General features: G+C 69.3%; 10 protein-coding genes. 5 read left to right on the top strand and 5 right to left on the bottom strand.

Going from position 1 to position 14,611, the window contains the following annotated elements:
* The first annotated feature begins 10 nt into the window (after positions 1-10).
* Together StrepF001_RS12870 and StrepF001_RS12875 are read left to right on the top strand one after the other, a co-directional pair.
* The gene (locus StrepF001_RS12870) at positions 11-466 is read left to right on the top strand and encodes a hypothetical protein (RefSeq protein ID WP_129798337.1); all 456 of its coding nucleotides are present in this window, start codon (positions 11-13) and stop codon (positions 464-466) included.
* Between the two features lie 64 nt (positions 467-530).
* The gene (locus StrepF001_RS12875; RefSeq protein ID WP_129798338.1) at positions 531-1,370 is read left to right on the top strand and encodes a transposase family protein; all 840 of its coding nucleotides are present in this window, start codon (positions 531-533) and stop codon (positions 1,368-1,370) included.
* 366 nt (positions 1,371-1,736) lie between these two features.
* Here StrepF001_RS12875 and StrepF001_RS12880 read toward each other — a convergent pair whose 3' ends face one another.
* The 4 genes from StrepF001_RS12880 to StrepF001_RS12895 all read right to left on the bottom strand — a co-directional run bounded on the left by StrepF001_RS12880 (position 1,737) and on the right by StrepF001_RS12895 (position 8,106).
* Entirely contained in the window at positions 1,737-2,057 is a 321-nt protein-coding gene (locus tag StrepF001_RS12880; RefSeq protein ID WP_129798339.1) for a hypothetical protein, read from the bottom strand.
* A gap of 213 nt (positions 2,058-2,270) precedes the next feature.
* On the bottom strand, positions 2,271-3,263 hold the full coding sequence (locus tag StrepF001_RS12885) for an SEC-C domain-containing protein (protein ID WP_165396244.1): 993 nt from the start codon (positions 3,261-3,263) through the stop codon (positions 2,271-2,273).
* A gap of 233 nt (positions 3,264-3,496) precedes the next feature.
* Complete coding sequence (locus StrepF001_RS12890) at positions 3,497-6,670, bottom strand: DEAD/DEAH box helicase family protein (protein WP_129798341.1); 3,174 nt, start codon at positions 6,668-6,670, stop codon at positions 3,497-3,499.
* 113 nt (positions 6,671-6,783) lie between these two features.
* Positions 6,784-8,106 carry a hypothetical protein gene (locus tag StrepF001_RS12895; RefSeq protein ID WP_129798342.1) on the bottom strand — a complete coding sequence of 441 codons (1,323 nt, stop codon included), beginning with the start codon at positions 8,104-8,106 and terminating at the stop codon, positions 6,784-6,786.
* Positions 8,107-8,538: 432 nt separating this feature from the next.
* Here StrepF001_RS12895 and StrepF001_RS46390 point away from each other — a divergent pair, with 432 nt between their 5' ends.
* Both StrepF001_RS46390 and StrepF001_RS12905 read left to right on the top strand, forming a co-directional pair.
* Positions 8,539-9,921, top strand: a complete 1,383-nt coding sequence (locus StrepF001_RS46390; protein ID WP_206306835.1) for a hypothetical protein — start codon at positions 8,539-8,541, stop codon at positions 9,919-9,921.
* A gap of 41 nt (positions 9,922-9,962) precedes the next feature.
* Entirely contained in the window at positions 9,963-11,105 is a 1,143-nt protein-coding gene (locus StrepF001_RS12905; protein WP_129798343.1) for a DUF6615 family protein, read from the top strand.
* A gap of 28 nt (positions 11,106-11,133) precedes the next feature.
* Here StrepF001_RS12905 and StrepF001_RS46395 read toward each other — a convergent pair whose 3' ends face one another.
* Entirely contained in the window at positions 11,134-12,636 is a 1,503-nt protein-coding gene (locus StrepF001_RS46395; protein WP_206306836.1) for a hypothetical protein, read from the bottom strand.
* 520 nt (positions 12,637-13,156) lie between these two features.
* Between StrepF001_RS46395 and StrepF001_RS12915 the strand changes: the two genes are divergently transcribed.
* The gene (locus tag StrepF001_RS12915; protein ID WP_240797451.1) at positions 13,157-14,530 is read left to right on the top strand and encodes a zinc-ribbon domain-containing protein; all 1,374 of its coding nucleotides are present in this window, start codon (positions 13,157-13,159) and stop codon (positions 14,528-14,530) included.
* Positions 14,531-14,611 lie beyond the last annotated feature (81 nt).

Here is a 14,611-nt window from a genome sequence, read left to right on the forward strand (position 1 = left end):
AGGTGCGGGGATGCAGGATCTGGAGCGGATCACGGCTCGCCGCAGTGAACTGGACACGCTCGCCGAGGAGTTGGCCAAGCAGCTGCAGGAGGTCCAGGTCGAGCGGGAGGAACTGGTGATCGCCGAGCGGGTCCTGAACCGGCTGGCCGAGCAGGACCGGGCCGCGGAGGAGGCCGCCGCGGCCGTTGCCCCGGCTCCCGCCCGGGTGGCGGGACGGGCGGTGCTGCTGATCGGGCACCGCAGCGAGAATCCTGACGAGGCCGCTCTGCCCGCTGACTACCGCAAGATCCTGGCGATCGTGCGGGCCGCCGACGGCCCGGTGCAGGTCAGGGGTGTCGGCGAGGAACTGGGCCTGGAAGTCGCGGTGCGCGGCAAACTGGAGCCACTGCGCGCGAAGATGACCAAACTCGCCGACCGCGGCTGGCTGCACAAACGACCCGACGGCAGGTTCACCGCACGCCCGTAGCGGCGCCGGAGGCGGGCATCGCCGGGACGTAACCAGCGGGCCCCCGACGGCAGTTGAGTTTGGTGTGAAGAAAAACAACGGTCTCGCCGAGGGCCCTGACGGCCTTGTCTACACCGCCCGCCTGCCGCTGTCGAGTGCCACCCTGAACTGGCTCGCCGACCTGATACGCGGCCGTCTGAAGAAGATCGGCTCGCGGTGGCGGGCCCTGCCCGCCGGGAGGATCGCCGCCATCGTGCTGGCGGTGCTGCGCTGTGACCAGCGGCCGGGTGACCTGGCCGGCGGCAACGGGATACACCGCACCACCGTGACTCGGTGGGTGCGGGAAGTCGTCGCTCTGCTGGCCGCCCGCGCCCCACGCCTGGAGAGGGCCCTGAAGAAGATCGCCCGAACGGGCGGCGGGGTGGTCCTGCTGGACGGCACGCTGATCCGCACCCGACGCCGCACCGGGACACAGAATCGGAAGAACTACTCCGGCAAACAGAAATGCCATGGCCTGCTCGTGATCGCACTCACCGACGACAGAGGCCGACTGCTCTGGGCCTCCGCGGCCCGGCCCGGGCGGACCTCGGAGATCACCGCCTGCCGACACGACCAGCTCACCGCCAAGCTGCGGGCAGCCGGCCTCGGCGCCATCGCCGACCTGGGCTTCATCGGCCTCGACGACAGCGATCCCGACACCGACCCAGCGGTGATCACCGGCTACAAGGCCGCCCGGAACCGGCCTCTGACACGTGGTCAGAAGTTGTCCAACACGACGCTGGCCGCGGTCCGGGCGCCGGTCGAGCACGGCTTCGCGCACTTGAAGAACTGGCGGGTCCTCGGCAAGGTCCGCACCGACCCGAAGTGGGCGACCGCCCTGGTGAGGGCTCTGCTGGTCCTGACGAACCACACAGTCTCCCGCTGACCGACGATCTTCACCGAAGTCATCCGCCCGCGACCAGCCCGAGCATCCCGAACCCCGCGCACACCAGTCCCGTGACCTGCAACTTCACGATGCACAGTGCCCACTGAACCTCATTACCCGCCGCTGGCGGCAGCAGTGACGGGCCGACGCAGGTGCAGCGTGTCCGTTGTCGTTTCGGCCCCCGACGTTTCACCCAGCTCAACTTGTCGACGGCGGCGTTAAGTTGACGACATGCCGACACCGCCCCGGATCCTCCGGGCCCAGCAGGCGACCCGGTGCGCAAGACTGGGGACGGTCTGCGGGCGCTGTCGTTGGCCCGGCCGACGCGGCACAGTGCCTAAGCCCAGCGACGCCCACTCGGACTCGTCAGCCGCGCCCCGGTGGGGTCGGACGGCCGAAAAGGTCGTCGAAGGAGAACGTGCCAGCGGAGTTGCCGAAATGCCCGGTGGCCGTCTCACCGGCCTGCGGTTCCTTAACGATCTTAGTGATCACGGCATCCCAGCAGGAGCGGCACAAGCAGCCGTCTCCCTGCTGGTGCTCCCGACCTGCACGATCCGCAGCTTGCCGTACGCGCTCGGCCAGCGCCTCAAACTTCGCCTGCCACTCGGATGCCGACGCCTGCAGCTCCGCGCTGCGACGACGAGCATTGTTGGCCTCGCTCTCGGCACGCTGCTTGGCACGGATCATGGGCCAATTCGGGCCTCCACCATAGCCGTACGACATCGCAGTCCTCTTCCGTCCGACGTCCTCGACACCCGTCTGCCTGTAACGACCCACTGGCATGGTGCGGCACGTTGTTGTGCTGCAGACAGGGGATACCGGGTCCGCCGCAGGGCAGAGCCGACCGGTGGGACCGGTCGGCCGGGGACGACCCAGCGAGGAAGTTTTGCGTGAGCGTTGTCAGCCGGCAACGCCGGAAGGGTGGCAGCGGCGGGCCTTACGCCCTGACCCGCAGGGGCAGGGCGCGTTCTTGGCCACACTGCGCCCGGGTCCCTGCAGTAGGGCAGGAGTGGGGCGGCGGACCATGCTCTGCCCACGAGCCCGCCAGCGTTGTAGCGCGGTGGGGAACTCGCCGGCGCGCTCGAGCACCCAGGGGCCGACGGCCCTGAATGCCTCGTCGCCGGAGCCGTCGGAGAACTCGCGGATTTCCTGTTCGGTGCCCTTCAGCAGCAGTCCGGCGACGACCGGGTAGCTTTTGCCGCGGTACGGGCCAAATCCCTGTACCTCGAAGATGTCCTTGGCGAAGGCGGCTCCCGCCGCCAGCGCCGCACCGGCTACCTCGCCTCCCTCATCCAGCCGGTTGAACAGTCGGATGAGCTCGCGTTCCGGATCGCTGACCGGAAGGTCTTTCTCCCGTTCCAGGGCATCGGCGAACCGCCCGCGGATGTCGTCCGGGGTGCGGTAGGAGAACTCGTCTGCCTGGCCCCGGTGCTCGAAGTGCAGGGTGTAGACGCCGGGCTGCAGCTGCGACTCGTGGGCGGTTACCGCGCTGGTGGACTCAAAGCCCGCGAACCGCACCATGGGGTCGCGCACCGTTCCCTTGCGCATCTCGTCCCCCAGACGCGAGTGAGGGGAGAACAGGTAGGGGCACACTTGTGCCGCATACAGTGCGCACACCTCGTGCACCGGGGCCTCCCCGCTGATGACGGAGGACGGCAACGGCCCGTCTTGGAAGACCATTTGCCAGCGCAGCTCGTCCGCGAAGGGCATGCCGCACACCGCACACCAGTCGAACGCGGCCAATGCCAGCTTCCGCCGCTCGCTGATGCCACCGAAGTTCACCTCCTTCGGGCTGCGGTCCACCGTCGCAATCACCGGATAGCCGCGGCGGTCGACCTCGAGGTGCCTCATCCTGCGGGGCAACGCAACCGTCCCCTGCGGCGTGTGCTTCATCCCCATCCCCCTCACACTCGGCCCGATCACGCTCGGGCCGTACGAACAAGAAGTCATCATGCATGGCAAACCGTCAGACGTCTCACAAAGACGATGTGCGAGCTCTTGCACCCGCCCCGGGGCATCCCGGTCTGTGTGACGGACCAGTGCCTACACGCCGCCGCCCCGGCTGGCACCAGGACGGCAGCCGGGCAGCGCCTGCAGCTGCCCGGCTGAGCATCCCGCCCGTGGAACTACCGGCTGCAGAAGACGGTGAAGTCGCCAGCCCTGGTGTCCCGGACGAACTTCTCCGCACCCGCGAGCAGCAGGAGCTGCTCGTCGGTGGCCTTGCGGGCCTGGAGACCGGGCTGGGCGATGATCGTGTGGAATCGCGGCCGCAGCAGGCGGGCCCGGTCACGGATGGCGAACAGGTCCTTGGGGCCGCCGACTTCGTAGGGCGAGATACCGCCGGTGCGCCGGGCGTACTGCACGGCCCGGCCGTGCAGATGATCCAGCAGGGGCAGGGCGTTCTGGCGCCGCCACTTGGCACCGCGCATGGCCTGGCCGCACACCTCGTACAGGTCCTTCAGCCGTGTGCCGGGAGTGGGCTTGGAGGAGTACTTGCAGTGCACGAGCGTCACATCCAGGTAGCGGCCGTCGACCCTGAGGCCGACGAGGTCGGCTGCCTCGCCCGGGCCGTCGTCGTCGAGAAGGACGCCGAACGAGCCGGTGGCCTGCAGGTGGGCCGACATGTAGTACTGGATGGAGTCGGCCCGGCGCTCCGGCTTCTGTGACTCCTTGCTGAGGTCCACGCCTCGCCAATCCAGCGGCGTGAGCAGGGACGGGTCGTAGGGGCGGCGGGTGTAGCGCGGGGCGATGAGCTTGCCTTCGTCGTCGATGAGGCGGTCGCCCTCCAGGAACAGGTCGGGCCGGTGCGCGTTGAGCCATTCCTCCAGCGGCTGCGGCTCGGCAGCTGGGCCGCTGCCGACGATGACCGCGTCCTGCTCGCGCGGCCGGTAGATGAGGCCTTTGGTGTCGTAGTCGGCCTGGTAGGCGACGCGCCAGGCGGGAGTCGTCAGGGAGAACAGGAACGGGCCGGTGGGGGAGTAGTCGTCGACCTCGAAGTCCACGTCGGTGAGGGCATAACGAACATTGTCGTAGGTGAGGGTGTACCGGTCGCGGGAGCCGAGGTAGACCTGCCAGGGCCACTCGACACCCAGCAGCGCGTACGGCGGCCGTGCGGTGATGTCCTCGGGGATGATGAATCCGTCGAAGACCTGCTCCAGGTTGATGGTGCTGTCCAGCAGCTTGGTGCCCTGCTGGTCGCACCAGTCGGTCCAGGCCTTCAGGCTGGGCGCGGTGGTGGGGGACCAGAACCGGCCCGAGTGCGCCGCACTGATCGAGACACTGTCGCCGTCGTCGAACCCGGATGCGGCGATGTGAGTCTGGCTCTTGTGTTCCTGGGCGGTGGTGAAGCCCTGCGAGACGTCACTGCCGACGTGGAGGGAGAAACGGGTGAAGTAGTCCCGGGCATCCTTCAGGCCCACGTTGGTCGGCACCAGCCGGTCCAGGCGGGCCAGCACCCGGAAGGTGCGCTTGCCGTTGATCAGTTCGCAGTCCTCGCCCAGCACCGCCTCGGCCAGGTCTTTATAGGTGCTCGACTTCTCCGAGCCGTGGATGTACAGCAGCCGCCTGGTGGTGTCGAAGTAGAGCACGATCAGCTCGTAGACGACCTGCTCCAACTCCTGCGGGGCGCCCCAGCGCACAGGAGCGCGCCGCTCGATGACATACCAGGCAACGGGGGAGTCCTCGCCGCCCAGGGCCATGGCGTCGTCCAGGACGCGCTCGTTGTCCTTGCACAGCGTAAGGGCAGCCTCGGGTCTCCATTCTGCGGTGGTCGCGCGGTAGGCGATTGCGCTCATCTTCGGCTCCAGCACACTGACCGCCACGTCCTCGGGCGCACCGGTGAACGTGGTGTCGAAGGCGGTGGTCTCCTCCGCTGCCAGGGTGGCGCGGTCGGTGAGGTCGCGCAGTAGATGATTCCAGTCGGCGTCCTCGCGCAGCAGGCGGCGCAGCGGTGAGGCGCCGGCGCCCGGTTCCTGCGCGACGAACACGGTAGCTTCCCCTAGCCCGTCCGCGGCACGCGTGAAGCGGCCGACGAACTGGATCATGGGACTCAGGCTCTTGCGGGCCGCGTGCATGGCCGCGATCTTCAGGGCAGGCTCGTCGAACCCCTCACCGAGCATGTCGACACAGATGATGATGCGGCACTCGCGCGTCTGCAGCGCGGTCACGGCAGCCTTGCGGCGGGTGACGCCCACGTTCTGGTGGACCACAGTGGGATTGAGGTCAGCCGCCAACTCCTGGTAGAGCAGGCCGAGCTCTTCGGCTTTCGGAATGCTCTCGGCCCGCGCCATCAGCAGGTGATCGTGTCCGGCTTCCAGATCCGCGCGCAACTGGCCCACGGCTAGCTCGGCCAGCTCCCGGTCGACGTCCTCTACACCGAAGACGGCCCGGTAGTTGATGCGCCTGAAGTACTCCAGCCGCTGGGCCTCCCGCAGCGGAAAACGGAACACGGTACGGCCGGGCAGGCGGCGGCCGTCCTCCCTGAACGGGGTGGCGGTGAACAGCAGCACCGGACGGTCGGAGAAGTCATCGATCACCCGCGCCCACGTATCCGCGGGAGAGTGGTGCGCCTCGTCCACGATCAGATGGGAGAACGACGACAGCAGCGCCATCCGCACGTTTCCCACGCTCCTGTTGAGGATCTGCGGGGTGGCGACGACGATGTTGCAGGCCGCAACGAACCGATCTGCCTCTTCCGGGTCCTTGAACCCGTGCTCGAGCCGGCCCACCCGCGGCCGCAACGCGGCGGGAGTGACGATCTGCTCCTGCTGCAGGATGCCGAGCGTTTCGAACTTCCCCGCGATCTGGTCCCGCAAGGCGGCGCTGGGAACCAGCACCAGCAGTCGTTCCATCCGTGCGGCCACCAGCAGCGCCAGCATGGTTTCGGTCTTGCCGGTGCCGGTGGGCATGACCACGATGCCCGGATCGGCAAGCCCCGAGGCCCAGTGGCCCATCACCGCGTGCAGGGCGCCGATCTGCGGGCGGCGCAGGCTGTGAGGCTCACCGTACGGGCGAAAGCCGATGGCCTCCCGATACGACTCCACCACCGCCTGCGGTGTGTGCGCCGCCCGGCTGCCCTGCCAGCGCACCTCGCGGCCCGACCGGCTGGGCAGCACGGCCGTCAGACCGTCGGCTGCCTCTGCCGCGGTGCGTACCGCGGGCCAGTTGCCGTAGACGTTGGAGATCCGCAGGAGTCCATCGTCGTCCACGACCTCCAATAGGCCTTGGGGGACCAGAAGTTGGCGAACCTTGTTGCGGTCGAATCTCTCCTCAGCCCACACGGGCTGCGTGCTCACGTTCATACAGCGTGCTCTCTGTTGCAGATCTGCGGACCGGCCGCGTGGGCGGGCGGAAAGAGGGAGGGGGTATGCGAGGGCCAGGGGTCGGCTCACGCAGTCGGCGAATGCCTGCGGGCTCAGCGACGGTGTCCACGCTCAGGTGAGCGCGCAGGGACGTTGCCGAAGTCCTCGAACCAGTTGTCCGGATGCAAGGCGGGCGGGATGGGGGAGGGCTCCGAGCCGTCCGCTTCATCGGAGCCCTCGTTGTACTTGCTGTCGTACAGCCACAGCACGTCGTGGTCCTGGAAGAAGAAGTCCGAGCAGGCGTCGAAGTCGTAGTCGTCGCGGTGCTTGGGCAGCGCCGCATGCGCGCTGTCGCCGGCTTCCAGATGGGCGGGGGCCTCGCCGAGAGCGAGGTGCAAGACCATCTCCTCGGCCGCGCAGGTGGGCCGGGGCCAGCTGCCGCGCTGGAGGTCGCCTGCCAGATCGTCGCAGGCCCGGGCCAGGTTGCGGCGCCACTGCAGGTTCTGGCGCCATGTCACTTGCGGCAGACGGGAGAAGAAGCCCCACGCACCGTCATCGTCCTGGGTGACGGGACGCTCACCCAACTCGGCGGCGTCGTCGTAGGCTGCCTCAGCAAGCTCGTCCAGCGCGCTGAAGAGCAGATCGGCCGTGCGCGGCGTGAACGTCCAGTGGCACTTCTGGCAGTCTTCCTCCTCGCAGTCGCACGCCGCGGGCAGGGCGAAGAGCGAGGCGAAGTCCGGCTGCGGCTCCTCGGGTACAGCCGCAGTGGCACCGGGGTTTCGCGGGGGTGCGGCATAGGGGTTGGCGGCCTGCTGGAGCCGCCAGCCGGTGCCGAAGTTGATGCGGACGGGTTCGGTCGACCAGTCGGCGACCTCGTCTCCCCGTGCGGGCAGCAGCAGTTGGCCTTCCTGCGCATCGGTCAGCCAGTCCATGCCGGGCAGCTCTCCCGTGCTCTCCGCAGCGAACATGACCGCGCCCACGAGGTCGTGCGGATCGTCCTCGCCCAGTTCCTCATCCTCCATCGGCTGCCAGCCGCCGGCCGCCGCGGCAGCGACCAGCTTGGCCTGGTCGTACACGTGGAACTCACGCAGCTGCACCACCCGAACCACCAGGCCCGGCAGGTCGGCCAGCCGGGCGTCCTTTGGTGATCGAGTGGCCGAGACGGGAAGCTCGGGCTCGTCCTGCGCCGGCCCCTCCAGTCGGTCGTCGTCAGGCCAGGAGAACAACGCGGGGGCGGCGCTGGGCCACACGCTGGCCCGAGCGCGCTCCAGGGCCTGACGGAAGGACGCGGCCGGGGCGTCCGGCAGCGCCGTGGCGATCTTGTGCGCCGTGATCTCCTGCTGCTCGGTGAGGGCCCCGTCGAGGGCGGCGGACGACAGCAGCCGGGCCGCGTGCTGGGCCACGTGGGCGTCCCGGCAGGTGAACACGGCCTGCACGCAGGTGGGTCCGTTCGCATGGGCCAGCAGGACAAGGACACGGCTTTTGCTGCTCGCGTGCTCGCAGAGAAAGCTGCGGGGCACGGCCGGAACCGGTGGGGCTGTCACAGGAGCACTCCAACGACCGCGGCCGACCACGGGCCCACCGCACACGACAGGGAAAGCTGCTGGTAGGTGCGGTACAGCCGCATCTCCGGACAGCGCAAGAACCGAAAGGTGACTGGTGCCGCCGATGCGATCGACAACCCGGGTCCGCGAACGACCATAGCCAGTCGGCCCGTCCGCGTAAGGCTTTTCGGCATCATTGTCCCCGGCAGACCAGGACAGCGCCTGCAGGGTGCCTGCGTCACGCGCGCATGGGGCGGCCGCGGGTCTTTCATCCTGGGCCGCATCCGCGGCGGCTGTCAGACCTGCCCACTACCCTCCCCAGACATGACTGCATCTCGCCGCCCGGCACGCGAACTGCCCGGCGACCCGGCCCGGTTGCGCCTGGTCTACACCCACGACCATCCCGTCGAGCCCTTCGACTTCGAGGACACCCTGGAGCAGTGGCACGTCTCGGTGCGCCTCTTCCACGGCGAGGAAGAGGAGTGCCCCCAGGGGTGCAGCGAGGCCTGCGAGCGAGCCATCGAGGAGGGCACGGAAATCGGCTACCTGCTCCTGTGCCGGCTGCGTGACTACACCGCGGACAACCGATGGGAGGCCGCCGACGCGGAGTCGGGCGACCTGGAATCCATCGCCTCCACCGTCCTCGACCCCCGGACCGGGCAATACACCGACGCCTTTGACGAGGCCATCGAATGCCCGGTAGGTGACCTGCTGATCCTCGACCGGGTCTTCCTGGACAAGGCGTGGCGCGGCTTCGGACTCGGTCCCGTCCTTGCCGCGGAGGCGATCCGGCGCCTGTCCGGTGGCTGCTGCGCGGTGGCCGCCGAACCCGGCATGGCCGAATGGCCCGACAACCGGGAGGAGGCGTCCGAGGCCTACCGGCAACAGGCCCGCCGCAAGATCGCCGCGTTGTGGGAGAGCATCGGATTCACCCACTTCCAGGACGGCGTCTACCTGTTGGACCCCGCCTTGCGGAAACCGGGCGACCTGCTGGCCCAGCGGCGCGAGGAACTGCTCGAGCTCTCGCAGACCTACCGTCCACGAGCCGCCTCGCTCACGATCGTTCGGGAGAAGGAGCAGGAGGAGCAGGAGGAGCAGATGGAGCAGGAGCCCGCGGCAGCGCGGGGAGCGGTCGCGCCGGAGCAGCGGCTGCAGGCTCAGAAGGGCTGGCTGGAGACCATCGGGAGCCTGCGCGCCCGGGACTCCCTGCTCTATCTGCAGGGCCGCTGTCAGCAGGCCGGGTGGGACAGCCGCGACAAGCGAACAGCACTGGCCCTGGCCGCCGACGTGACAAGCGAAGCGGATCTGCGGGAGCTGGGCGCACAGCTCCGAGACGTCCACTTCGGGCTGCACAAGGCCTTTGCCGACGCGGTCACCTTCTCCGCCGACTCCTTCGACGTCCGCCCCTTCCGGGAGAACCCCGGCTGGCTGGGGCCGCTGGCCGGAGTGTGGGTGTACGGGTCGAACCTGCACAGCCGGTACACGGGCCGTTCCCACGGAGTGGGCGACGCCTGCCGGCATGCGAGGTCCCTGGGCCCGGGCCTGGAACGGATCTCCCTCGCGCAACTGCTGGAGCTAGAGGACTTCTGGCAATGGAACGGGCCCAGGTGCTCGTTCTGCAGCGGCTGGTCGGGACAGCGCCTGACCGAAGAGCAGTACACGCACTACCTGAGCGCCACGGCAAAACCGCGAACGGTCGTCTCCTGAACGCGCAGTAGCGTCGGTGGAAGCCGGGGGAGGAGTTCTTGGTGTCGTTGTGCCTGTGCGGTGAGGAAATTGCTGCCCACTTCGTGTTCTGCCCGCACTGCGGCGTGGAGTTGCGCGGGCCGGGGCAGGCGGCCGTCCTCGGGGTCTCCCCGGCGGCCCGTTCGGTGTGCCGGACCCTGCGCGCCTGCGCCACGCCCACCTTCGAGCGGCTGGCGCTTGACCACTTCACCGGCTCCGCGTCCGGGGAGGAGATGTACACGCAGCTCAACCTCGGGGATCTGCAGCGTCTGCACAGCGACCGCATCGTCGTGCGCGAGTTCCACCGGCGTCAGGAGGCTCGCAACGGGGCCGACTGGGAGTGGTGGTTCCACACGGCAGGCCGGGCATTCGGGTTGCGCGTGCAGGCCAAACGCGCCAAACGCGGCGGTGGATACGACCTCGAGCATGTGGTGCGTACCACCGGTGAGCGTCAAAGCGAGTTGCTGGTCCGCGATGCGCTGGCCGCCGGCTGCCTGCCCGTCTACGTGCTGTACAACCACCGCAATTGGGTGCCGAGGTCACCGACCGGCCTGGTGGTCGACTGCCGTCACGGCCGCGGCTCGCCGACCCAGCTGGGATGCACCATCGTGTCCGCATTGACCGTGCAAGCCGTCCTTCGGGACAGGCCGATCAGGGCCTCCTATGTCCGGGACCGGAGCATGCCGTGGCATCGCGTCCTGTGCGATGCGCCCGATACCGGGCGGAGCGGCCTTGAAGCAGCTCACGCGACGGTTGCAGATCTCCACCGTCGCGGGAGTGATGACCTGAGGGCTGCGGCTCAGGCCGAGGTGGACAGGCTGCGCACCTCAACTCGCCGTGACGCAGTGGCCCGTCCCGGGACGACGGACAGCGCTGGCGGGTCAGCGCGGCGTGGGCGATCGACGCCGGCGACGGCCGCATGGGGGCGTGAGCGGCTGGATGACCGGGTCTACCCGGGGCTGGATGAACTCGCCGGGCATCCGGGTGAAATCCATGATCCGAGAGCGGGGCTTCGAGCCGCCCGACGCACGCGCGGCCGGAGTGGTGCTGGTGGACCTCACGGACATCTAGCTGTTCAGGACAGCCGCGGCCGCCATCGTCGTGTCAGCACGGCCTGCCCGGTGTCTGACGTCATCCGCATCAAACGACACCACTCGCCCGGGTGACGGAACTCCTGCCGCCGATACCCGCCCTCTACCATCGGCGTCCGTGTCCTCTCCACGCCCTGCTGCCGGCGCCCGCGTCATCTACGCGCTGGTCGATCCCCGGGACAACACCCAGCGATACCTGGGTCAGATCCCCGTCCCCACCCAACTTCCTCTCGCTCAGGCCGTGTTGAGGAAGCGACCCACCGCCCATGCGGTGGCCACCTGGGTGCGTGGGCTGGAGGAGGCCGGCCACACCCCGGCGGTGGAGGTTGTGAGGTCGCATTGTTGCTGCGGTGACCGCATGTCGGTGACCTGCGGTGCCCCAGATGGATTGCGACGGGCTCTGGACCCTGCTCGGGCCGTTTGACCTGCGGTCCTGCAGGTTGGGATGGTGGGAGCGGACGCCACCGTGACGCACCAGCCGGATGACCTCGGTGGGCTCGAAGGCCCGGGCGGCCTCCGGCCGCCGGGTGGACAGCCACACCTGCCCGGAGCGGGCGCGCAGCAGGGCCGCCAGATGCTCGGCGGCCGGAGCATCCAGCTGGTCACCGAAGTCGTCGGCCAGCACCACCGCGCCGGGCACGATGGCCAGCAGCATCGCCTCGGCCATCGACAACACCGCGCTGACCGTGCTGCCGTGCTGGGCTAGCCCGAGCATGCCGCCTGCGTCCAGATGCAGTGCCGCGCGCAGGGTCCGCAGCAATGCGGCCACCGACCCGTCCTCGGTGCGGAAGCCGACCTGCTCCGCGGTGAGCGGGGCATCGCCGATCCGTTCCCCTGTCCCGCCGACCGCGAGTACCGCGTTGACGGCCTCGGCCACGGCCGGGTCGGCCGACAGCGCCGACACGGCCTCCGCGACGGCCTGGGCCAGCGCATCAAACGCCGCGGCACCGGCCTTTGCGTCCCGCTCGTCGAGGATGCGCCGCAAGCCGGCACCGGCACGCAACTGCAGGGGCTGGCCGGCATCGAGGGTGACCACCGGCAGCATCCGCCGGGTGGCGGCAGGAACCCGGGAGTACTGGCCGAGCGCCGGGTTGCTGCGCGCCGGGAAGTACACCACCGACTCCAGCGTCTCGGCTTCCTCGTCATAGCTCAGGCGATAGGCCAGCCGCGCGCACAGCGGAGCATCCGCAGACGCATCAGGATCCTCACTCACGCACCCGGAGTCCTCCAGCGGCTCCAGGACCCCATCGAGCAACTGCTGCACATCGGGATCGAAATCGGTCAGCGTCACCTCGACCTCGGCGGCCTCCACCCGCTGCAGCACCGCAGAGGGAGCCTGCGGTGTGGCGCCGTTGTCGCCGGACGCGTCCGCTTCTGCCGCGTCTTCCGCGCCGGCGACATCGACGGCTGAGGCTTCAACGACGGCTTCTGCCTGTCTCTTGGCCACGTCATCGTCCGCTTCAGCCGGTGCAGAGTCGGCGCCGTCGGGGATGACCGGCCGCTGATGCAGGTCGGACAGTGCGGCGCCACGCGCGGCATCCGGATCCAGGACCCGGGCAAGGGCGGTGATCAGGTCGGTGCGTCCGGCGCGGGGGACCCCCGCCACCAACACATGGTTGCCGGGACGCACATCAAGGTGTCCCTAACCTCTGAAGCCTTCAATCAGCACCCGTGTTACACGCACACAGGCATCTTTAACACGGCATGTACCTGCAGTCTGCCCATTACACGGAATCACCCGGACACGAACGTGCTTCCCTGGCACGAGACTTGGCTCTCGAGGGTTGCTGTGGGGTACCCGGCAGCACAAGCCCGGGCCGATGGGCGGCCGTTGTCAGTGGCGGCTGTCAGGATCTGCCGTCATGGGGAAACGGCGAAGTGCTACCGAGGCGGCTGCAGTTCGGGCGCGGCTGAAGGCCGAGTTCGTGTCCAACCTGTCCCGCCCGGGTATGGCGCTGGAAGACATGCGACTCTCTTCCACGGACCGGTGCCAGTGGCGCTGCTCAGCGAAAGGATGCGGTCACCAGTGGCCCGCCCGGTTGCAGTTTCGCACCCGTACCGTCAAACCCTCGGGGTGTCCTGAGTGTTGGAAGCGCCGCAACCGGGCTCCCGGCCCGGGAGAATCGTTGGCCGAGCTGAATCCTGCGCTGGCACGGCAGTTCCGCCGCAACCTCAGCCGCCCCGACCGTGGCCCGGACACCCTGCGCCCGCAGTCCCATGACCTGTGCGAATGGGAGTGCGCTCAAGGGCATTTCTGGCCGGCGACACTGGCCAACCGTACGAATGGACGCGGCTGCCCAGACTGCACCGGCCACGGCCGCTCCCCGTTCGAGTGCAACGTCGCCATGCTCGTCGAGGCCGCCTGCGGGCTCAGCGTAGAACTGGACCACCGCCTCCGCCTGCCCGGGCGCCGTCAGGACCGCTTCGACCTGTACCTGCCCGAGCCGGCCCCCGGCCTGCTCATCGACCTGGACCCGGAATGGACCCACAACAGGCCAGGAAGCCTGGAGCGTGACACCGCCAAGACCGCGGCAGCACTCGCCGCCGGACTCGACGTGGAACGCATCCGAAGCCGCGGGCTGCCACCCGTCCCGGTGCCCGGCCTGGCCCACCATGAGGCCGGGCCGGGGGTGAACCCCGAGGACTGGGCGGAGGCGGTGGGTGTCGTACTGCGGCGCCGCGGCCTTTCCTGGCGACAGCTCACACCGGCCGAGGTCACAGCGGCGCTCACCAAGGGTGCGCAGCTGTGGCAGAAGGCCGTGGCCGGCCCCGAGGTGTCGGCGGTGGACGTGGCGCCGCACCTTGAGGAGGAGTTCGTCGCGAACCTCACCAACCCCGGCAAGACCCCTGATCGGATGCCGCCCGGCTGCAACGACGTGTGTCTGTGGCGGTGCCGGAAGCCGGAGTGCGGCTACGAATGGAGGGCCGTACTGAACAGCCGGGCACTTGCCGGCCGCGGCTGCAGCCAGTGCGGTCACGCACAGGTGGGCGCGGCAAACAGCAGGCCCGGTCCCGGTGAATCACTCGCCGAGGTCAACCCGACGATGGCCGCAGAACTCATCGAGGTCGTCGGCCACCCCGGCTGGACCGCGTTCGACCTGCTCCCCACGTCGAACAAGACGTGCCAGTGGCGGTGCCCCGAACCGCACTGCCGCTTCGAGTACCCCGCCCCTCCAAACCGCCGCACGGGCCAGTCGAGCGGATGCCCCCGATGCGCTCGCCGACGCACCGTTGCCGCCAGGATGCGCCCCAAGCCCGGCAAATCCCTGCAGGACGTGCACCCTGTCCTCGCCGGCGAGCTGGTCGAAGTGATCGGCGAACCGGACCTGACCGCGAAGGAGCTGAGGCCGAGCTCCGCCAAACTGTGCCGGTGGGCCTGCTCGAAGCCCGGCTGTCCGGGACGCTGGGACGCCACGCCCGATCAGCGATCCCGCCGCGGCGGCACCGGCAAACGCTGTCCGGTGTGCCATCCGCCGCGCAAGAGCCGCACCCAGCCGTGACCCCCGGCTCTCGCGCCTTCTCGCCGCGATGCCGGTCATGCCGCGTCACGTCGCCGCCCGCCCCGCTGGTCCGGCCGGCGC

Source organism: Streptomyces sp. F001 (assembly GCF_004187715.1).
GTDB classification, from domain to species: domain Bacteria; phylum Actinomycetota; class Actinomycetes; order Streptomycetales; family Streptomycetaceae; genus Streptomyces; species Streptomyces flavusporus.